The following is a 20,441-nucleotide window of genomic DNA, read 5'->3' as shown; positions in this document are numbered from 1 at the left end:
GCTTTTCTTGCCCAACGGTCGGTACCTGATAAACTATTAGGTTGCGATAACTGGCGAAGCCATGCCTCGCCAACCCACCGAGCATTTCCGTGAAGGAGGAAAAACCTGGTGACCTACGCATACACTGCCACTGAGCGCAAGCGCGTCAGCTTCGGGAAAATCCCGGAGGCCATGGAGCTCCCCAACCTTATCTCTGTTCAAAGGGAATCCTTTGAGCGTTTTAAGGACGAGGGCCTTCGTGAGGCGTTCAAGGAATCCAGCCCCATCCAGAGCCAGAACCATGTTCTCGAGGTTACCTTCGGCGAGCATCAGTTCGGCGACCCCGCGCACACCGTCGAGGAGTGCCGCGAGAAGGATATGACCTATCAGGCTCCGCTTCTGACCGACGTCCGTCTCACCAACAAGGAGACCGGCGAGATCAAGGAGCAGCTCGTCTTTATGGGCGACTTCCCCATGATGACCGATCAGGGCACCTTCATCATCAACGGTACCGAGCGTATCGTCGTCTCGCAGCTCGTCCGCTCCCCGGGCGTGTACTACAGCTCCGAGATGGATTCGGGCAAGCAGATCTACAAGGCCCAGATCATCCCGTCCCGCGGTGCCTGGCTTGAGTTTGAGGTCGACAAGCGCGACCAGCTCATGGTCTCCATCGACCGTAAGCGCAAGCAGAGCGCCACGATGTTCCTGCGTGCCCTTGGCATCGCCGTCACCAACGACGACATCATCGAGCTGCTCGGCAACTCCGATGTGATCAAGCGCACCCTGGAGCGCGACACCGCCCTCACTCGCGAGGACGCCCTCATCGAGATCTACCGTCGCCTGCGCCCGGGCGAGCCTCCCACCGTGGACGCTTCCCGCAGCCTGCTCGAGGGCCTGCTCTTCAACCCGCAGCGCTACGATCTAGCCCGCGTCGGTCGTTACAAGGTCAACAAGAAGCTCAACCTCACCACCGAGGAAGAGGTCACGGTGCTCACCGACGAGGATATCGTCGCTACGCTGCGCTACCTCCTGTCCCTCGCTGCCGGCGAGCAGGGCTTCAAGGTCGACGACATCGACCACTTCGGCAACCGCCGCATCCGTACCGTCGGCGAGCTCGTTGCCAACCAGTTCCGTATCGGCATGAGCCGTATGGAGCGCGTCGTCCGTGAGCGCATGAGCTCCCAGGACATCGACGAGATCACCCCGCAGTCGCTCATCAACATCCGCCCGATCGTGGCCTCCATCAAGGAGTTCTTCGGTTCCTCGCAGCTCTCGCAGTTCATGGACCAGGCGAACCCCCTGACCGGTCTGACCCACAAGCGCCGTCTGTCCGCACTCGGCCCTGGTGGTCTTGCCGGCCACAAGTCCGGCTCCAGCCGCCGCACCAACGTGCCGACGGCCGTCCGCGACGTTCACAACTCGCACTACAGCCGCATGTGCCCGATCGAGACCCCCGAAGGCCCCAACATCGGCCTGATCGGCTCGCTCGCCCTCTACGCCCGCGTCAACGAGTACGGCTTCATCGAGGCCCCGTTCCGTCGCGTCGAGAACGGCGTTGCCACCGACCAGATCGACTGGATGACCGCTGACGAGGAAGAGAAGCACGTCATCGCGCCGGCCAACACGCCGCTCGATCCCAAGACCAACGAGTTCATCACGACCGATGCCGAGGGCAAGATCGTCCGTCCGCACACCGTGATCGCCCGTACCCGCGACTTCGACGGCTCCTTCGGCGCTCCCGCCGATGTGCCTGTCGAGGACGTCGACTACATGGACGTCTCGCCGCGTCAGATGCTCTCCGTCGCAGCCACGCTGATCCCGTTCCTCGAGCACGATGACGCTAAGCGTACGCTGATGGGCGCCAACATGCAGCGTCAGGCCGTGCCGCTGGTTCACCCCGCCGCTCCCTATGTCGGTACCGGCATGGAGCGTCGCGCCGCTCTGGACTCCGGCGAGGTCACCCTGGCCAAGAACGCCGGCGAGGTCATCTTTGCCGACGCCGCCAAGATCATCGTCAAGCATGCCGGCGGCATGGACGAGTATCACCTGGCCAAGTACCAGCGCTCCAACCAGTCCACCTGCATCAACCACCGTCCGCTCGTGCGCGTCGGTGACACCGTTGAGCAGGGCGAGCCTCTGGCCGACGGTCCTTCGACCGATCACGGCGAGCTCGCACTGGGCCAGAACCTCACCGTGGCATACATGCCGTGGGAAGGCTTCAACTACGAGGACGGTATCGTCGTGTCCGAGCGCCTGGTGGCCGAGGACCTGCTGACGACCATCAATATCACCCGTCACGAGATCGACGCCCGCGACACCAAGCTCGGCCCCGAGGAGATCACCCGCGAGATCCCGAACCTCTCCGAGGACATGCTTGCCAACCTCGACGAGGACGGCATCATCCGCATCGGCGCTGAGGTCGGCCCTGGCGACATCCTGGTCGGCAAGGTTACCCCCAAGGGCGAGAGCGCTCTGACCGCCGAGGAGCGCCTGCTGCGCGCCATCTTCGGTGCCAAGGCCCACGACGTCCGCGACACCTCCCTTAAGATGCCTCACGGCGCTTACGGTCGCGTCATCGACGTCGTCCGCTTTAGCCGCGAGAACGGCGACGACCTGGCCCCCGGCGTCAACGAGCAGGTGCGCGTCTACGTCGCCCAGCGTCGTAAGATCCAGCAGGGCGATAAGATCGCCGGCCGCCACGGCAACAAGGGTGTTATTTGTAACGTTCTGCCGGTCGAGGACATGCCCTACATGGCTGACGGTACCCCGATCGACGTTATCCTCAACCCGCTGGGCGTTCCTTCGCGTATGAACGTCGGCCAGCTGCTCGAGTGCCACCTTGGCTGGGCTGCTGCCTGCGGTTGGGATACCGAGCAGGCCGACTCCGACAAGTACGTCCCCGGTCCGTTCTTCACCGCCACGCCCGTCTTCGACGGCGCCAAGGAGGACGAGATCGCCGAGGTCATCCGTCGTGCCAACAAGAACATGCTCAACAAGGCCACCGCTGCCTTTGGCGATCACATGCGCCCCGAGTTCGTCACCCAGCTTGACGAGCGCGGCAAGACCCGCCTGTTCGACGGCCGCACCGGCGAGGAGTTCCGCGAGCCCATTACCGTGGGTACGTCCTACATCCTCAAGCTCGGCCACATGGTCGACGACAAGATCCACGCCCGTTCGACCGGCCCTTACAGCCTGGTTACCCAGCAGCCTCTGGGCGGCAAGGCCCAGTTCGGCGGCCAGCGCTTCGGCGAGATGGAAGTTTGGGCACTGTATGCATACGGTGCTTCCAACGTCCTGCAGGAGATCCTGACCGTCAAGTCCGACGATACCGTGGGCCGCGTCAAGACCTACGAGTCCATCGTCAAGGGCGAGAACGTCCCGGTTCCGGGTATCCCCGAGTCCTTCAAGGTTCTCGTCAAGGAGATTCGTTCGCTCGCACTGGACATCGAGCCCATGCACGATGCCGACGAGGACGCCTCCGCCCCCGTGACCGCCGAGGAGACCTCTGCTCTCGACGACCTGGCTGCGCTCGCCGGCGTTGACGCCGACGTCGAGGCCCAGGATGCCGAGACCGCCGAGGCACCCGAGGCTGTCGCCGCCACGACCACTGATAAGGAGTAGTTGACTGTGGCAGATTTCGAAGCTACTGATTTTGACTCGGTAAAGATCTCCCTTGCCTCCGCCGACCAGATCCGTTCCTGGTCGCACGGTGAGGTCAAGAAGCCGGAGACCATCAATTACCGTACCCTCAAGCCCGAGAAGGACGGCCTGTTCTGCGAGAAGATCTTCGGTCCCGCCAAGGACTGGGAGTGCTCCTGCGGCAAGTACAAGGGCATCCGCTTTAAGGGCATCGTCTGCGAGCGCTGCGGCGTCGAGGTCACCTCGGCCAAGGTGCGTCGCGACCGCATGGGCCACATCGAGCTCGCCGCTCCCGTGTCCCACATCTGGTACTTCAAGAGCCCCACGAGCTTCCCGATGAGCCGTATGCTCGACATCAAGTCCAAGGACCTCGAGAAGGTTCTGTACTTTGCCAGCTACATCATCACCGAGGTTGACTACGAGGCTCGCGAGGCCGACGCCGACGACCTGCGCGAGGAGCTCGCCGCCGATCTGGAAGAGATCGATGCCGAGTGCGCCCGCCAGATCGAGTCCCTCAAGGAGCAGGGCGACCCCGAGAACTTTGACGAGTTCTCCGACGAGGAGCCGCTGACCCCCGAGGAGATCGCCTCTGGCATCGTCGACATTGAGGAGGAGTGCAAGGACGAGAAGCAGCTCCGCACGGACGCCTTCAACGCCTTCATGAAGCTCACCGAGCGCGACCTCATCTCCGATGAGCCGCTGTTCCGCGAGATGACCCGTTACTACTCCATGTACTTCAAGGGTGGCATGGGTGCCGAGGCCGTCCGCGACCTGCTCGCTGCCATCGACCTCCCCTCCGAGGCCGAGAAGCTCAAGGCCATCATCGCCGACGAGGATTCCCAGAAGCAGAAGCGCGAGAAGGCCGTCAAGCGCCTTGAGGTCGTTGACGCCTTCCTGAAGGGTGGCAACAGCCCCGCGAACATGATCCTGGACGTCATCCCGGTCATTCCGCCCGATCTGCGCCCGATGGTCCAGCTCGACGGCGGCCGCTTCGCCGCGTCCGACCTCAACGACCTGTACCGTCGCGTGATCAACCGTAACAACCGACTCAAGCGCCTGCTCGACCTGGACGCCCCTGCGATCATCGTGAACAACGAGAAGCGCATGCTCCAGGAGTCCGTGGACGCCCTGTTCGACAACGGCCGTCGTGGTCGCCCGGTCTCTGGCCGTGGCGGTCGCCCGCTCAAGTCGCTCGCCGAGGCCCTCAAGGGCAAGCAGGGCCGTTTCCGTCAGAACCTGCTGGGTAAGCGTGTCGACTACTCCGGCCGTTCGGTTATCGTTACCGACCCCAAGCTGCTGCTGCACCAGTGCGGTCTGCCCAAGACCATGGCGCTGGAGCTCTTCAAGCCCTTCGTCATGAAGCGCCTGGTCGAGCTTGGCAAGGTCGAGAACATCAAGGGCGCCAAGCGCGCTATCGACCGCGGTGCCACCTTTGTGTGGGATATCCTCGAAGAGGTCATCGACGGCCGCGTCGTGCTGCTCAACCGCGCACCGACCCTGCACCGTCTGTCCATCCAGGCCTTTGAGCCGGTTCTGGTCGAGGGCAAGGCTATCCACCTGCACCCGCTGGTCTGCTCGCCCTTCAACGCCGACTTCGACGGCGACCAGATGTCTGTCCACGTGCCGCTGTCCAGCCAGGCTCAGGCCGAGGCCCGCGTGCTCATGCTCTCTGCGAACAACCTGCGCTCTCCGGCATCCGGCAAGCCGGTCAACATCCCCTCGCAGGACATGATCATCGGTGTGTACTACCTCACCCAGGTCCGCGACGGTCTGCCGGGCGAGAACCACGTGTTCGCCAGCTTCGACGACGCGCTGCACGCCTATGACTGCCGCTCCGAGGTCGACATGCAGGCCAAGATTCAGGTCCGCGTGTCCGCTGCCGACGCCAATGTCATCAACGAGGACGGCACCCGTATCTTCCGCGTCAAGAACGGCAAGAACGAGTTCGTCGACTACGACGTCACCGGCAACAAGACCGCGCGCTTCGAGACCTCCATCGGCCGCATCATCTTCAACCGCCAGTGCCTGCCCGAAGACTACGAGTTCATGAACTACAAGATGGTCAAGGGCGACGTGGCCAAGCTGGTTGCGGACTGCTGCGATCGCTATCCCGAGGCCAAGGTCGGCCCGATCCTCGACGCCATCAAGTACTCCGGCTTCCACTACGCTACCCGCGCTGGCCTCACCATCTCGGTGTGGGACGCCCTCATCCCTGCCGAGAAGCAGGAGCTGCTCGATCGCGCCCAGGCCAACGTCGACCAGATCAACGAGTACTTCGAGGAGGGCTTCATCAACGAGACGGAGCGCCACATCGAAGTCGTTAATGAGTGGACCGCTTGTACCGATAAGGTTGCAGCGCTCATGCTCGACTTGTTCGACGAGGAGAACCCGCTCTACATGATGGCCGACTCCGGCGCCCGTGGTTCTAAGACCCAGCTGCGTCAGCTCGGCGGCATGCGTGGCCTGATGGCAGACATGTCCGGCGAGACGATCGACCTTCCCATTAAGGCGAACTTCCGCGAGGGCCTGCTGCCGCTCGAGTACTTCATTTCGACCTACGGCGCCCGTAAGGGCCTGGTCGATACCGCATCCCACACCTCGGACTCTGGTTACCTGACCCGTCGTCTGGTCGACGTGGCCCAGGACGTCATCGTCCGCGAGGAGGACTGCGGTACGCACGAGGGCGTCACCTACAACCTCATCATCCCCGGCACCACCGACCTCAACACCGACCTCGTCGGCCGTTGCTTCATTGAGGACGTCGTGGCTCCCGATGGCACCGTGCTCTTTGAGCAGGACGGCTACATCGAGAAGGTCGCTGACATCCAGAAGATGGTCGATGCCGGCCTTAAGAAGGTCAAGCTTCGCGCGCTGCTCACCTGCCGCTCCAAGTACGGCGTGTGCCAGAAGTGCTACGGCTGGGATCTTTCCACCCGTCGTCCGGTCGCCATCGGTACCGCGGTCGGCATTATTGCCGCCCAGTCCATCGGCGAGCCCGGTACGCAGCTTACGATGCGTACCATTCACTCCGGCGGCGTCGCAGGCGTCGACGATATTACGCAGGGTCTGCCTACGGTCAGCCGTATGTTCGATATCGTCGGTAACGTCAACGAGAAGATTCTGGGTCGCGAGGCCGAGCTGGCTCCGTACTCCGGCCACCTCTCGATTAAGCCCGAGAAGTCCGAGTACGTGCTGACGCTCACCGATTCCGAGGATCACACCCGTGTCCTCGACGAGCGTCGCGTCCCCGCATCGGTGCGCTTCATGCCCGAGATCGAGGACGGCTGCGAGGTTCGCGCCGGCGACCAGATCACCAAGGGCTTCGTCAACTTCCGCAACCTGCGCAAGCTGACCGACATCGAGTCGACGATGCACACCTTCGTCGAGAGCGTTAAGGACGTCTACACCAGCCAGGGCGTCGACCTGAACGACAAGCACATCGAGGTGCTCGCGCGTCAGATGCTGCGTCGCGTTCAGATCACCAACCCCGGCGACTCCAAGTACCTGCTTGGTCAGTACGTCGACCGCTACGAGTTCGCCGACGAGGTCGAGCGCGTTGCCCGTCTGGGCGGTCAGGCTCCCGTGGCCGAGCCCGTCATCCTGGGTACGCTCAAGGTCGCGTCCAACATCGACTCCTGGCTGTCGAGCGCTTCGTTCATCCGTACCGCTGGCGTCCTTACCGAGGCTGCCATCGAGGGCAAGGTCGACCACCTGCTCGACCTTAAGTCCAACGTCATCGTCGGTAAGAAGATCCCGGCTGGTACCGGCCTCAAGCCGTACGCCAACGCCAAGCTGACGTATCGCACGGCCGACGGCTACGTGGACATCGACGGCCCGGCTTCGCCCAACGCCAAGTCGCTGCCCGAGTGGGCTCCTGTGGAGCTCAAGGACCTGGACGAGCAGCTCCCGCAGCAGCTCGACTGGGCCGGCTACGACGAGTTCGGTGGTGCTGACGGTTCGTTCACCCGCAACGGCCATACCATCTCCGCCGAGAAGGCTCGCCTGTACCTGTTCGACGACCTGGGCGTGTCGCAGCGTTGGACCAACAAGTTCAGCGAGGTCGGCATCGAGACGGTCGGCGACCTGGTCGGCAAGTCCGAGGAGGATCTGCTGCGCATCGATGGTATCGGTGCTAAGGCGATCGAGGAGCTCCGTGACGGCCTGGAGGCCCACGACCTGCTCTACATCCTCGAGAACAACGACGACGTTGCCGACGAGGAAGACCTCTCGCAGCTGCTGCAGATGGTCTTTAGCCCCGACGGTCCGGACGATATCCTGCTGGGTACCTCCGCTCCGACGCATCACGCCGACGCCGACGAGGAGCTCCTGGGCGCCCCGATCGACGACAAGAAGGCTCCCGCCAACGGCGCGATCAACGAGGACATGGCGTCCCTCGACGAGCTGCTCAACCAGCTCGTGGACACCGACGACGCCGAAGAGGCCAAGGACAACGACGAGGAGTAATTTCCTAGTACGTTAACCGCTCTTCCAAAGACCCGCTTCCCAACAGGGGAGCGGGTCTTTTTTGTTGAGGAACGTTGCCCCGACGAGCACGTCGGATTCCCGGAACGGGCGGCCCGCTGTTAAAGTTTGTCGCGAGTTCCGCACGCAAAGGAAAGCACTTAATGTGCTTTCCTTTGCGCAGGACTGTAGAGCAGCAAACTTAAACAGCGGGCCGCCCGTTCCGGGAATCCGCCCCCGCGCACAGAAGGGGATTCCTTTTGCCAAAAAGGGACAGGTTTATTTTGGTAGTTTTTCCTGCTTGAATTTGAAACATTCCGTTTGGTCAAAGCGTATCTATGGTGAGGGCCCCATCAAGAACCATCAGTGTCACCGGGAGGTGATTATGGAAGAACAAGCTTTTAGACAGGCGGTCGAGGATCACCGAGATGTCGTGTTCCGAATCGCCTTGACGTATCTGCGTGATCGCGCTGACGCCGACGATGTCGCTCAAGACGTCTTTCTAAAGTTACTCAAAAGCGATACGCATTTTGAAAGCTGGGAGCATCTTCGTCGATGGCTCATCCGGGTCACGATCAATGAATGCAAATCTCTCTTTCGAAAGCCGTGGAGGCGCGTGGAGGATATTGAAAGTCTGACCGATTCGCTCTTGACGGCGCAGGACGAGACCAAGGCCGTCCTATTAGACGTCATGCGGCTTCCGGAACGATTCCGTATCTCCATCGTGCTCTATTACTATCTGGGCTTCTCGACTTCAGAAATTGCCGAGTTACTGCATGTGCCAGCCGCGACCGTTCGAACGCGTTTAGCTCGCGGCAGATCGAAGCTCAAGTTCATCCTAGAGGAGGGCGACCGTGAAATCCAACCAGATCAAGCAGGCCTTCGAGTCCGTCCAAGCCGATAGCGATCTTGCTGACCGTGTTCTTTATGCCGCTGCTGGCGAGCCGCTTCGCCGAAAGGGTCACGCGAAGCCTCTGTATGTTGCCGTAATCGGATGTCTTGCCGGAGTGCTGGCGACCGGAGGGGTCGCCTACGCTGTTGTCAATTCCAGTTATTTTGCCTCTGCCTGGGGAAACCATGGCAACGGAGAGTCCGTTACCTGGACTCAAGGTGGCTCGTCGGGGACTAAATATACCTACACCAGAGAGTTTGGTGATGGTATCGCGCCCCAAAGCTTGGAGGGTTCAGTACAGAAGGTCAATCTGTCCGTCGAGGGCAACGGCTATACACTCGACATTCATGATATGGCTATCGACCAAAACGGCTGCGGTGCTGTGACGTTTACGCTGTCCAATCCAAATGGTGTTAACTACTACAAGCCGGCAGCAGAGACAGGCGAACTTGTTCTCTATGGTGAAGAAGAGGGGGGCGTCAGTACACCCAGCATGAACTTCGGCGAGGAATGGGCTGATACACGCTGCACCATTGATAAAGACACATCAAGCGACACGGTCATTAACGGCACGATGTACTTTGCATCTTGGAATCGCGATCGAGATTTACGACATGCGGTCACCTGGAATATCTCCTGGACCGAGGGCAAAGGTGAGGATGCGAAGGTGATCGAGGTATCGACGCCAGAGTTTAACGTCGGAGCGCACGTCGATACAAAGGAGCTCCGCTCCGACGACTCGCCGCTTGAGATCAGCCCGTTTTCCATCCAGACGCACATCGATGATCTGGGCTATGAAGCAGTTGATCATAAACTGACCGTCAGCTACAAGGATGGATCGGAGCAGATTATCGAAGATGACGACGCAGGGGCGTACAATTTCTATGTTTCGATGGCGCGCAATAGCGGAGAGAACATCTGGGTTCCGACAAGGCTCATCAATGTCGATCAGGTTGTATCGGTAACCCTTGAGGGAACGAGGTGCACATCAACAGGAGAGACCGAAACAGAAGTACCCTTTACCATCGTCTACTCGTAAGGCTTGAGGCCGCTTCCCACTAGGGGCAGCGGCCATTTTTGCGTTACATGGACGGCTGGAATGGGCACTTGCGCACAGGCGGGGATTCCTTTTATGGAGGCTTTGCGGAAATATAGCTATTTTGGGATACGCCCGGCGGCGTGGTCTGTTGACGGCACAGCTAACGGCACGTATCCTATCGAACTGCGTGTTTCGTAGGGGGATGCTGACCCCTCGATTCAAGCCGTTGCACTTTACAGAAAGCTGGAATCATTCGAGAAGGAGTACGCTTTGCCTACTATTAACCAGCTGGTTCGCCAGGGCCGTCGTTCCGTGCCCAAGAAGTCCAAGAACGCTGCTCTGCAGCACAACTCCCAGAAGCGCGGCGTGTGCACCCGCGTCTTCACCACGAGCCCCAAGAAGCCGAACTCGGCTCTTCGTAAGGTTGCCCGTGTTCGCCTTGTCAACGGCATCGAAGTTACTGCTTACATCCCGGGTGAGGGCCACAACCTGCAGGAGCACTCCATCGTGCTCGTCCGCGGCGGTCGTGTCCGTGACCTCCCTGGTGTCCGTTATCACGTCATCCGTGGCGCCTACGACGCTGCTCCGGTCCAGAACCGTATGCAGGCCCGTTCCAAGTACGGTGCTAAGCGCCCCAAGGCTAAATAAGCCAGATAACGTTTTGATACTTTCGTCGTGCGCCGCCTAAGCGCCGCACGGTAGACACTTAAGGAGATTTCACATGCCGCGTCGTGCAGCAGCTAATCGTCGTGAGGTTCAGCCTGACGCCGTTTACAACAACCGCCTGGTGACTCAGCTCATCAACAAGGTCCTTCTTGACGGCAAGAAGGCCACCGCTGAGCGCATCGTTTACACCGCTTTCGAGATCGTTGCCGAGAAGTCCGAGGGTGGCGACGCTCTCGCTACCTTCAAGAAGGCTATGGACAACGTCAAGCCCACGCTCGAGGTTAAGCCCAAGCGTGTCGGTGGCGCTACCTATCAGGTCCCGATGGAGGTCAACTCCCGTCGTTCCACCGCTCTGGGCATCCGCTGGATCGTCAACTTCTCCCGCGCTCGCAAGGAGAAGACCATGGCCGAGCGTCTCGCTAACGAGATCCTCGACGCCTCCAACGGCCTGGGCGCTTCCGTCAAGAAGCGTGAGGACGTCTTCAAGATGGCCGAGGCCAACCGCGCGTTCTCTCACTATCGTTGGTAAGTTAAGGTAAGGAACTAACATGGCTAAGCCTAAGTACAAGCTTTCCGATACCCGTAACATCGGCATCATGGCCCACATCGATGCCGGTAAGACCACCACGACCGAGCGTATTCTTTACTACACCGGTAAGACCCACAAGATCGGTGAGGTCCATGAGGGCGCTGCCACCATGGACTGGATGGTTCAGGAGCAGGAGCGCGGCGTAACCATTACCTCCGCTGCTACCACGTGCTTCTGGAACAAGGACGGTAAGGACTACCGCATCCAGATCATCGACACCCCGGGCCACGTTGACTTCACCGCCGAGGTCGAGCGCTGCCTGCGCGTCCTCGATGGCGCTGTCGCCGTCTTCGACGCCGTTGCCGGCGTTCAGCCCCAGTCTGAGACCGTTTGGCGTCAGGCTTCTACCTTCAACGTCCCCCGCATCGCCTTCATCAACAAGTATGACCGCGTGGGCGCTGACTTCTTCAACGCTATCGAGACCATGAAGGATCGTCTCGACGCCAACGCCGTGGCCGCTCAGGTCCCGATGGGCGCCGAAGACAACTTCTGGGGCGTCATCGACCTCGTTACCATGACTGCATGGGACTTCAAGGCCGACGAGAAGGGCATGACCTACCCCGAGCCGATGGACGAGATCCCGGCTGAGTTTGCCGACATCGCTGCCACCAAGCGCGAGGAGCTCCTCGACGCTGCTGCCAGCTTTGACGACGAGCTCATGGAGAAGATCCTCATGGAGGAGGACTTCACCGTCGAGGAGCTCAAGGCTGCTCTGCGCAAGGGCGTTCTGGCCAACGAGCTCAACCTCGTCTTCGTGGGCTCCGCCTACAAGAACAAGGGCGTTCAGGAGCTGCTCGACGCTGTCGTCGACTACCTGCCCAGCCCGCTCGACGTTGAGGCCGTCACCGGTACCGATCCGGACACCGGCGAGGAGATCCAGCGTCATCCTTCCTTCGACGAGCCTTTCTCCGGCCTGGTCTTCAAGATCATGACCGACCCGTTCGTCGGTAAGCTCACCTACGTCCGCGTTTACTCCGGCCGCGCCGAGTCCGGCTCCTACGTGGTCAACGCTTCCAACGGTCAGCGCGAGCGTCTCGGCCGCATCCTCGAGATGAACGCCGCCGAGCGTATCGACCGTGACGACGCTGCCGCCGGCGACATCGTCGCTTGCGTCGGCTTCAAGAACTCCACCACCGGTGACACCCTGTGCGCCGAGGGCAAGGAGATCGTCCTCGAGAAGATCGAGTTCGCTAAGCCCGTTATCGACGTTGCCATCGAGCCCAAGACCAAGGCCGAGCAGGACAAGATGTCCCTGGCTCTGACCAAGCTCGCCGAGGAGGACCCGACCTTCCAGGTGTCCACCAACCACGAGACCGGCCAGACCATCATCGCCGGCATGGGCGAGCTGCACCTCGAGATCATCGTCGACCGTCTGCTCCGCGAGTTCAAGGTTGACGCTAACGTCGGTAAGCCCCAGGTTGCCTACCGCGAGACCGCCGGTCACGACGTCGAGAAGGCTGAGGGCAAGTTCGTCCGTCAGTCCGGCGGTCGCGGTCAGTACGGCCACGCCGTCATCAAGCTCGAGAAGATGGAGGAGGGCTTCGGCTACGAGTTCGTCAACGCTATCGTCGGCGGCGTCGTGCCCAAGGAGTACATCCCGTCCATCGACAAGGGCATCCAGGAGGCCCTGAACACCGGTGTTATCGCCGGCTTCCCGGTCCTCGACGTTAAGGTCACCCTGTTCGACGGTTCTTACCACGAGGTCGACTCCTCCGAGGCCGCCTTCAAGATCGCCGGTTCCATGGCTATCAAGGACGCTCTCAAGAAGTCCGATCCGCAGCTGCTCGAGCCGATCATGGCTGTCGAGGTCGAGACCCCCGAGCAGTACATGGGCGACGTTATGGGCAACCTCTCCGGTCGCCGCGGCAAGATCGAGGGCATGGAGGATCGCAAGAACAGCAAGCTCATCCGTGCCAAGGTGCCGCTGGGCGAGATGTTCGGTTACGCTACCGACCTTCGCTCCCAGACCCAGGGCCGTGCATCCTACACGATGCAGTTCGACTCTTATGAGCCCGCGCCCAAGTCCATCGTGGACGAGGTCATGAGCAAGAACGCCTAAGTTCGAGCTCCCTGTTACGTAATCCGCGAGAACATCTCTCGCACTCTTTGGAGGTTTAAGTTGGCTACCCAGAAGATCCGCATTCGCCTCAAGGGCTATGATCACGAGGTCGTCGATCAGTCCGCGAAGCTCATCGTCGAGACCGCTCAGAAGACCGGTGCTCGCGTTTCCGGTCCTGTCCCCCTGCCCACCGAGCGCAACCTGTACACGGTTATCCGCTCGCCGCACGTGAACAAGGACTCCCGTGAGCAGTTCGAGATGCGCACCCACAAGCGCCTCATCGACATCCTCGACCCCACCTCGGGCACCGTTGATTCGCTCATGCGTCTCGACCTCCCCGCTGGCGTCGACATCGACATCAAGCTCTAAGCGATATCGCTCATAGCTTACAGAGCCCCGCTGCCATTACGGTAGCGGGGCTCTTTTGTTTTGCATGATGGGTTTTGACCGCCTGGTAATGCTGCTGAGTAGGTGGCTGCGGCGCCCTATTCGCCCAAGGGGCGCAGCGACGCCTCCTCAAAATGGAAGGATCGCAAGCCGTCTTCTGTTTCGATGCACGCGCGTCCAAAGGTATCGACGGTTTTAAAGATGCCTCGCGCCTGCTCGTCACCGGCAGGGGAGCGGGCGATAACGTGCTTTCCAACCCAATTGAGGTGAGCGACATATTCGCCGTGGACGGGCGCGAGCGATCCGGTGTTTTCTTCCATGGCGTTGAGGCGTTCTGCCCAGGCATCTACAGCGTCTATAACTGCGTGATAGACCTCATCGAGGAGCATGTCGACAGCAGGAACGTTCTCGTTAAGGTCCGAGAGACCGATTGCCGGCAGGCCGCCATCGGGCACCTCCGTGGGCACATAGTTCACGTTGACGCCGATGCCACAGACCGCAAAGGGGTTGCCTTCGTTATCGCGTGCGGCTTCGACCAGAATGCCGCCGAGCTTGCGTCCTCGCGCGACCAGGTCGTTGGGCCATTTGAGGCCAATCTCGTTTGCAAGACCCTGCTTTTCGAGCGCCTCGAGCACCGCTAGGCCGCTGACGGCGGCAAGGCCAGAGTACTTGGCGGGATCAACACGAGGACGTAGGACAATCGAGAGTAACAGATTGCCGGCGGTTGAATCCCACTTGTGGCCGCGTCGGCCGCGTCCTGCTGTCTGAGTCCGGGCGGCAAGTCCTGTGCCGTGCGGCGCTCCCTGTTTTCCTGCTTCGAGCAGGTCATCGTTGGTCGATCCGGTTACGTCGACTATCGTTAATTGGGCATCCATAGCGGCTGCTACCTCCCTAATGAATAAGTGAATGGCGCAATGGTGTCGATAGATAGACACAATGTGAAGCCTTTGTCGCATTTGGACAATTTAATGTTAACACGTCAACAAGGCGAAGAATGCGCTATCCTCTCTTGGTCGATGTAAACACGTCAACAACTCAAAGGAGGTTAGTGATGGGTTTCACGATTCTTGGAACAGGCTCGGCGCTTCCCAAGCGCAGTGTTTCCAATGACGAGCTGTCCGAGTTCCTCGATACCTCGGATGAGTGGATTTTTACCCGCACAGGCATCAAGAGCCGTCATGTGTGCACCACCGAGTCGCTCGACGACCTTGCCGTGGCAGCGAGCGAGCGGGCACTCCAGGTGTCCGGAATCGACGCGAGCCAGCTGGATTTGATCGTCTGCTCGACGACGACGGGTGACCACCTTGTTCCCGCCGAGGCGTGTGCCGTTGCTGAGCGACTGGGCGCGACGTGCCCTGCCTTCGATGTCTCGGCTGCCTGCGCCGGCTTCGTATTTGCGCTCGATGTTGCCGAGGGCTATATCGCCCGAGGACGAGCCAAGCATGTGCTTGTCGTTGCCGCCGAGCAGATGACGCGCGCGCTCGACTGGACCGACCGCGCCACCTGTGTGCTCTTTGGCGATGGGGCAGGCGCCGCGGTGATTGAGGCTGGGGGAGACAGCCCCCTTGCCGTTGAGCTTTCGACGGCGCCCGACGTCGAGACGTTGTGCGTTCCCGGTCTGGTCGGCACCTCGCCGTTTAAGGCCTCCGCAGATAGCGAGAGCGTGCTGTCCATGAATGGCCGCCGCGTGTTCAAGTTCGGCGTCAACGCCATCTGCGACACGGTCCATAAGCTTGCGAGCGATGCGGGCATTTCGGTCGAGGGCATCGACCATTTTGTATTCCATCAGGCTAACGAACGAATCCTGAGTCAGGCGGTCAAGCGCCTCGGCGTGCCAGGCGAGCGCGTGGTTCGAACGCTGCGCGAGACCGGCAACATTTCGAGCGCCTGCATTCCCTTTGCGCTTGACCGGCTGGCACGCACCGACGCACTGAATGCGGGCGATACCATCGCCCTCGTTGGATTTGGCGCCGGTCTGGATATAGGTGGCTATCTACTTCGTTGGAAGTAGTCGCACATAGGAAATAAAAACGCCCCTAGGGCACAAACAAAGGAGAACTACCATGGCAGATCAGAAGACCTTCGAGCGCGTTTGCGATGTTATCCGCGAGACCGCCGGTCTTGACGACGTCGAGATGAAGCCCGAGTCCACGCTCGAGGAGATTGGTCTCGACAGTCTGGGCACCGTCGAGATCCTCGTCGCCGTTGAGGACGAGTTTGGCATCCAGCTCGATACCGAGGAGAACCCCAAGACGGTCGGCGAGTTCGCCGATACGGTCGAGGCGGCATTGGAGAAGTAGAGATGCTCAAGACTCCTCTCTGCGATCTGCTCGGCATCGAAAAGCCCGTGTTCCAGGGCGGTATGGCCTGGATCGCCGACGCCTCGCTGGCGTCCGCAGTGTCCGAGGCGGGCGGCTTAGGGATTATCGCGGCCATGAACGCCGACGCCAACTGGCTGCGCGACCAGATTCATGAGCTGCGCGCCAGGACGGATAAGCCCTTTGGCGTCAACGTCATGCTCATGAGCCCGTTTGCCGACGAGGTCGCGCGGGTCGTGATTGACGAGCGGGTGCCGGTCGTCGTGACGGGTGCCGGCAATCCCACCAAGTACATGAAGGCGTGGAACGAGGCGGGCATCAAGGTCATCCCGGTCGTTGCCTCGGTGGCGCTGGCGCGTCTCGTGGCGCGTCGTGGAGCCACTGCCGTGGTTGCCGAGGGTACCGAATCAGGCGGCCATATTGGCGAGACCTCGACGATGGCACTGGTGCCACAGGTTGTCGATGCGGTCGATATTCCCGTGGTTGCGGCTGGCGGTATCGCCGATGGCCGCGGCGTGGCGGCCGCCTTTATGCTGGGCGCCGCCGGCGTGCAGGTGGGTACGCGCTTTCTGATCGCAGATGAGTGCACCGTATCGGAGCAGTACAAGGAGATGGTCCTGAAGGCCAACGACACCTCGACGCGTGCGACCGGCCGCTCGACGGGACACCCGGTGCGTGCCCTCAAGAGCCCCTTCACTAACGCCTACGCCAAGAGCGAGGCGGCGGGCGTAAGCGTCGAGGAGCTCGGGGCCATGGGCACGGGCGCCCTTCGCAAGGCCGCCAAGGACGGCAATTACGAAGAGGGCTCGTTTTTGTGTGGACAGATTGCCGGCATGGTCAACGAGCGCCAAAGTGCACGTGAAATCGTTGACGACCTAGTCGATGGCGCCGAGCACGTCCTGAAGGGTGCGTGCGCATGGGTGGCGTAGCGTTTCTGTTTGCCGGCCAGGGCGCCCAGCACCCCGCGATGGGCGTCGACCTGATCGAGGCATCGCCGGCGGCCGCCGAGGTGTTCGCCATTGTCGACGAGGTGCGCCCGGGGACCAGTGAGCAGTGCCGAAGCGCCTCCAAGGAGGAACTCTCGCAGACCGAGAACACGCAGCCGTGCGTGTTCGTTCACGATCTGGCAGCGGCTGCCGCCCTGCGTGAGCGCGGCGTGGTACCTGCCGCCTGTGCGGGTTTTTCGCTTGGCGAGGTCGCCGCGCTCACCTTTGCGGGGGCGTTCGATACGCGAGCGGGCTTTGAGCTCGTGTGCGAGCGCGCGGCGCTGATGGCCGCGGCTGCCGAGCGCCATCCGGGCGGCATGCGCGCCGTCATCAAGCTCGATGCGGCGCAAGTCGAGAACCTGGCAAAACAGGCCGGCGAGGACTGCTGGCCGGTCAACTACAACAGTCCGCAGCAGACGGTTGTTGCCGGAGCGCCCGAGGCGCTGCAGGAGCTCGACGTCCTAGTAAAAGAGGCTGGCGGCCGCGCTATGAAAGTCGCGGTGTCGGGCGCATTTCATAGCCCCTATATGGCCGAGGCGACTGAGGGGCTGGCGACGTATATCCAAGCCGGCCACGCGCCGTCACCGCTGCTGATTCCGGTCATGGCAAACATGACGGCGGCGCCCTATCCGGCGGACCCGCGAGCGGCATCGGATGTCTTGGCCAATCAGGTGAGTCATGCCGTTCGTTGGGTCGACACGCTGCATACTCTGCAGAATCAGGGCATCGACACGTTTATTGAGGTCGGCCCTGGCAAAACGCTGTCGGGCCTGGTCAAGCGTACGCTGAGCGACGTTCGCGTGTATTCGTGCGAAACGGCCGAGCAGGTCGCAGCTATTGCCGACGAGCTCGCATAGTCCACAGGGCTGTAACCCGAAAGGAATGACATGGGCAACTTGAACAACGGCGCGCTCGAGCGCAACGACTCACGTCGCGTGGCACTGGTCACGGGCGGCTCGCGGGGTATCGGCCGCGCCTGCGCTGTCGGTCTGGCGGAGGACGGCTTTGATATCGCCGTCGTCTATGCCGGCAGCGTCGATGCGGCGCGCAAGACGTGCGAAGCCTGTGAGGCGGTTGGCGCCACGGCACGCGCATATCAATGCGACGTGGCCGATCCCGCTGCCGTCAACGCGTGCGTGGAAGCGGTCCTCAACGACTTTGGTTCCATTTGGGCGCTCGTCAACAACGCCGGCATCACCCGCGATGGCCTGCTCATGCGCATGGGCGATGACGCATTCGATCGCGTGCTCGATGTCAATCTCAAGGGAACATTCAATATGACGCGCGCGCTCACCAAGACCTTTATGCGCCAGCGCGGCGGTTGCGTCGTCAACATGAGCTCGGTCGTGGGCCTGATGGGCAATGCCGGGCAAGCCAACTACGCTGCTTCCAAGGCGGGCGTGATAGGGCTTACCAAGGCGGTGGCGCGCGAGCTTGCGCCTCGTGGCGTACGAGCGAACGCGGTCGCTCCCGGGTTTGTCGAGACAGATATGACGGCAAAGCTCTCGGAGAAGGTGCGTACGGCAACCGAGGAACAGATTCCCCTTAAGCGCATGGCACGTCCCGAGGAAGTGGCCGGCGTGGTGCGCTTTTTAGCGAGCGATGCGGCTGCTTACATTACGGGCGAGGTCGTGCGCGTCGACGGCGGAATGGCGATGTAGAAACCAGGGCCGAAGAACGGCTTGGATGAGGAGACCATGATGGAACAGAGAGTTGCAATCACCGGTATCGGTGCCGTATCGCCGCTCGGCAACACCGCGCTTGCCACCTGGGCGGCCATGTGCGCCGGGACCTGTGGCATCGGCCCGATCACGCACTTTGATACCGATGCGTTTACCGTCAAGGTGGCGGCCGAAGTCAAGGGCTTTGACGGCAACGAGTACTTTGGCAAGCGCGACGCCAAGCATCTCGACCCCTGCGTTCAGTTTGCGCTGGTGGCTTCGGACGAGGCAATGCACGATGCGGGCTTTGATGCCGAAGGCGCCATCGATCGCGAGCGCCTGGGCGTTTACGTGGGGTCGGGCGTGGGCGGCATGCAGACGCTCGTCGACAACGTCCATACGATTGCCGACCGTGGGCCCCGCCGCGCATCGCCTTACATGATCGCGATGATGATCCCCAACATGGCATCGGGCAATATCGCAATCCGTCACAAGGCAAAGGGACCGACCCTGCCAGTCGTGACTGCGTGCGCGACCTCGGCCCATGCGGTGGGCGAGGCGTTCCGTGCTATTAAGCACGGCTATGCCGACGCGATCCTCGCGGGCGGTGCCGAGGCGGCCATTATCCCCGATGCTGTTGCAGGCTTTACGTCCTGCCGCGCATTGACCACCAACCCCGATCCCGCGACGGCCTGCCGCCCGTTCGACGCAGACCGCGATGGCTTTGTGATGGGTGAGGGCGCCTGCGTGCTGGTACTCGAGAGCATGGAGCATGCGCAGGCGCGCGGTGCGCACATTTATGCCGAGGTCGTGGGCTACGGCAACACCGATGATGCCTATCACATTACGAGTCCCGACCCCGATGCCGCCGGCATTGCCCGTGCGATATCGCTGGCGGTGGCCGAGGGCGACGTCAAGCCTTCCGAGGGTCTCTACATCAACGCCCACGGCACCTCGACCAAGCTCAACGATTCGTCCGAGACGACAGGCATTAAGCGGGCGCTCGGCGAGGACGCGGCACGCGCCGCGCACGTCTCGTCGACTAAGTCGATGACCGGCCACATGATCGGTGCCACGGGTGCCATCGAGGTCATGGCCTGTGCCATGGCGCTCGAGCAGGGCGTGGTGCCCCCGACCATTAACTACCACACGCCCGATCCCGCCTGCGATCTTGATTACACGCCTAATCGAGCGGTTCGCGCCGACCTTACCTGGGCGCTTTCGACCAACCTGGGCTTTGGCGGGCACAACGCCGCCATCGCGCTGCGTAGATATACGAGGAGCTAGAGCATGGATTCCAAAAGACTTGCCGAGATAGCCGATGTGATGGAGGACCGCGGCCTTACGCGCGTACGTGTTGAGGAGCCCGATGGCACCGCGGTCGAACTCGAGCGCGCGAGTGTGGCGCAGCCGGTTGCCGTGCCCATGCCTATGCCGAGCGCCATGGTCGCTCAAGTTGCAGCTCCCACAGTCGCGCCTGCCGCACCGGAACCCGCCACGCAGACACCTGCCGCCGCGCCGGAGCCCAAGGGCACCGAGGTGACTGCTCCCATGGTGGGCGTCTTCTATGCTGCCCCTGCGCCGGGCGACGAGCCATTTGTGCGCGTGGGCTCCAAGGTCAAGGCCGGCGAGACCCTCTGCATCATCGAGGCCATGAAGGTTCTCAACGAGGTGACGGCCGAGGCAGACGGTGAGGTGCTCGAGATCTGCGTGGCCGACGGCGACCTCGTGGAGTTTGGCAGCTGCCTCATGAGGATCGGATAGG

The 20,441-nt window shown here is 61.6% G+C and carries 16 protein-coding genes; 15 read left to right on the top strand and 1 reads right to left on the bottom strand.

Going from position 1 to position 20,441, the window contains the following annotated elements; translation table 11 throughout:
- The first annotated feature begins 171 nt into the window (after positions 1-171).
- The 8 genes from DWV32_RS02635 (at position 172) to rpsJ (ending at position 13,693) form a co-directional block, all read left to right on the top strand.
- Positions 172-3,600 (top strand): DNA-directed RNA polymerase subunit beta, encoded by a 3,429-nt coding sequence (locus DWV32_RS02635; RefSeq protein WP_229030360.1) that lies wholly within the window; start codon positions 172-174, stop codon positions 3,598-3,600.
- Between the two features lie 6 nt (positions 3,601-3,606).
- Positions 3,607-8,082, top strand: a complete 4,476-nt coding sequence (locus tag DWV32_RS02630) for a DNA-directed RNA polymerase subunit beta' (RefSeq protein WP_187361807.1) — start codon at positions 3,607-3,609, stop codon at positions 8,080-8,082.
- A gap of 382 nt (positions 8,083-8,464) precedes the next feature.
- Entirely contained in the window at positions 8,465-8,983 is a 519-nt protein-coding gene (locus DWV32_RS02625; RefSeq protein ID WP_187361806.1) for an RNA polymerase sigma factor, read from the top strand.
- Positions 8,934-10,010 (top strand): DUF4179 domain-containing protein, encoded by a 1,077-nt coding sequence (locus DWV32_RS02620; RefSeq protein WP_117757104.1) that lies wholly within the window; start codon positions 8,934-8,936, stop codon positions 10,008-10,010. The genes DWV32_RS02625 and DWV32_RS02620 overlap by 50 nt, the downstream gene beginning before the upstream one ends.
- A gap of 270 nt (positions 10,011-10,280) precedes the next feature.
- Positions 10,281-10,658 (top strand): 30S ribosomal protein S12, encoded by a 378-nt coding sequence (gene rpsL, locus DWV32_RS02615; protein WP_006235012.1) that lies wholly within the window; start codon positions 10,281-10,283, stop codon positions 10,656-10,658.
- Positions 10,659-10,731: 73 nt separating this feature from the next.
- Positions 10,732-11,205, top strand: coding sequence for a 30S ribosomal protein S7 (rpsG, locus tag DWV32_RS02610; protein WP_006235013.1), 474 nt, complete (start codon positions 10,732-10,734; stop codon positions 11,203-11,205).
- 19 nt (positions 11,206-11,224) lie between these two features.
- Positions 11,225-13,324, top strand: a complete 2,100-nt coding sequence (fusA, locus tag DWV32_RS02605) for an elongation factor G (RefSeq protein WP_022094183.1) — start codon at positions 11,225-11,227, stop codon at positions 13,322-13,324.
- A gap of 60 nt (positions 13,325-13,384) precedes the next feature.
- On the top strand, positions 13,385-13,693 hold the full coding sequence (rpsJ, locus tag DWV32_RS02600; protein WP_022094184.1) for a 30S ribosomal protein S10: 309 nt from the start codon (positions 13,385-13,387) through the stop codon (positions 13,691-13,693).
- Between the two features lie 116 nt (positions 13,694-13,809).
- On the opposite strand, the gene DWV32_RS02595 is transcribed toward rpsJ, so the two are convergent.
- Entirely contained in the window at positions 13,810-14,586 is a 777-nt protein-coding gene (locus tag DWV32_RS02595; RefSeq protein ID WP_158549075.1) for a biotin--[acetyl-CoA-carboxylase] ligase, read from the bottom strand.
- Positions 14,587-14,762: 176 nt separating this feature from the next.
- On the opposite strand from DWV32_RS02595, the gene DWV32_RS02590 reads away from it, so the two are divergent.
- From DWV32_RS02590 to accB, 7 genes are read left to right on the top strand one after another with little or no spacing between them, the layout of a single operon-like run.
- Positions 14,763-15,722, top strand: coding sequence for a 3-oxoacyl-ACP synthase III family protein (locus tag DWV32_RS02590; protein ID WP_117647610.1), 960 nt, complete (start codon positions 14,763-14,765; stop codon positions 15,720-15,722).
- 52 nt (positions 15,723-15,774) lie between these two features.
- Complete coding sequence (locus DWV32_RS02585; RefSeq protein WP_006235019.1) at positions 15,775-16,011, top strand: acyl carrier protein; 237 nt, start codon at positions 15,775-15,777, stop codon at positions 16,009-16,011.
- A 2-nt stretch (positions 16,012-16,013) separates the two neighbouring features.
- Positions 16,014-16,958, top strand: a complete 945-nt coding sequence (fabK, locus tag DWV32_RS02580; RefSeq protein ID WP_117563768.1) for an enoyl-[acyl-carrier-protein] reductase FabK — start codon at positions 16,014-16,016, stop codon at positions 16,956-16,958.
- Positions 16,946-17,872 carry an ACP S-malonyltransferase gene (locus DWV32_RS02575; RefSeq protein WP_117757103.1) on the top strand — a complete coding sequence of 309 codons (927 nt, stop codon included), beginning with the start codon at positions 16,946-16,948 and terminating at the stop codon, positions 17,870-17,872. The genes fabK and DWV32_RS02575 overlap by 13 nt, the downstream gene beginning before the upstream one ends.
- 30 nt (positions 17,873-17,902) lie before the next feature.
- The gene (gene fabG / locus DWV32_RS02570; RefSeq protein ID WP_089572490.1) at positions 17,903-18,676 is read left to right on the top strand and encodes a 3-oxoacyl-[acyl-carrier-protein] reductase; all 774 of its coding nucleotides are present in this window, start codon (positions 17,903-17,905) and stop codon (positions 18,674-18,676) included.
- Positions 18,677-18,715: 39 nt separating this feature from the next.
- Entirely contained in the window at positions 18,716-19,963 is a 1,248-nt protein-coding gene (gene fabF, locus DWV32_RS02565) for a beta-ketoacyl-ACP synthase II (protein ID WP_117563765.1), read from the top strand.
- Between the two features lie 3 nt (positions 19,964-19,966).
- Positions 19,967-20,440: an acetyl-CoA carboxylase biotin carboxyl carrier protein gene (gene accB, locus DWV32_RS02560; protein WP_117757102.1), complete on the top strand. Its 474-nt coding sequence runs from the start codon at positions 19,967-19,969 to the stop codon at positions 20,438-20,440.
- Position 20,441 lies beyond the last annotated feature (1 nt).

The sequence above is a fragment of the Collinsella sp. AF04-24 genome (assembly GCF_003465685.1).
GTDB classification, from domain to species: domain Bacteria; phylum Actinomycetota; class Coriobacteriia; order Coriobacteriales; family Coriobacteriaceae; genus Collinsella; species Collinsella aerofaciens_AP.
Note: the sequence above shows the minus strand (reverse complement) of the source record. Positions and strands in the feature narration are given on the sequence as shown.

Bases quoted from the DNA above. Each gene is read 5' to 3' on its own strand.
- DWV32_RS02635 (WP_229030360.1), top strand. From the start codon at position 172: ATGGAGCTCCCCAACCTTATCTCTGTTCAAAGGGAATCCTTTGAGCGT.
- fabF (WP_117563765.1), top strand. From the start codon at position 18,716: ATGGAACAGAGAGTTGCAATCACCGGTATCGGTGCCGTATCGCCGCTC.
- rpsG (WP_006235013.1), top strand. From the start codon at position 10,732: ATGCCGCGTCGTGCAGCAGCTAATCGTCGTGAGGTTCAGCCTGACGCC.
- DWV32_RS02625 (WP_187361806.1), top strand. From the start codon at position 8,465: ATGGAAGAACAAGCTTTTAGACAGGCGGTCGAGGATCACCGAGATGTC.
- DWV32_RS02575 (WP_117757103.1), top strand. From the start codon at position 16,946: ATGGGTGGCGTAGCGTTTCTGTTTGCCGGCCAGGGCGCCCAGCACCCC.
- fusA (WP_022094183.1), top strand. From the start codon at position 11,225: ATGGCTAAGCCTAAGTACAAGCTTTCCGATACCCGTAACATCGGCATC.
- DWV32_RS02585 (WP_006235019.1), top strand. From the start codon at position 15,775: ATGGCAGATCAGAAGACCTTCGAGCGCGTTTGCGATGTTATCCGCGAG.
- DWV32_RS02595 (WP_158549075.1), bottom strand. From the start codon at position 14,586: ATGGATGCCCAATTAACGATAGTCGACGTAACCGGATCGACCAACGAT.
- fabK (WP_117563768.1), top strand. From the start codon at position 16,014: ATGCTCAAGACTCCTCTCTGCGATCTGCTCGGCATCGAAAAGCCCGTG.
- accB (WP_117757102.1), top strand. From the start codon at position 19,967: ATGGATTCCAAAAGACTTGCCGAGATAGCCGATGTGATGGAGGACCGC.
- DWV32_RS02590 (WP_117647610.1), top strand. From the start codon at position 14,763: ATGGGTTTCACGATTCTTGGAACAGGCTCGGCGCTTCCCAAGCGCAGT.
- fabG (WP_089572490.1), top strand. From the start codon at position 17,903: ATGGGCAACTTGAACAACGGCGCGCTCGAGCGCAACGACTCACGTCGC.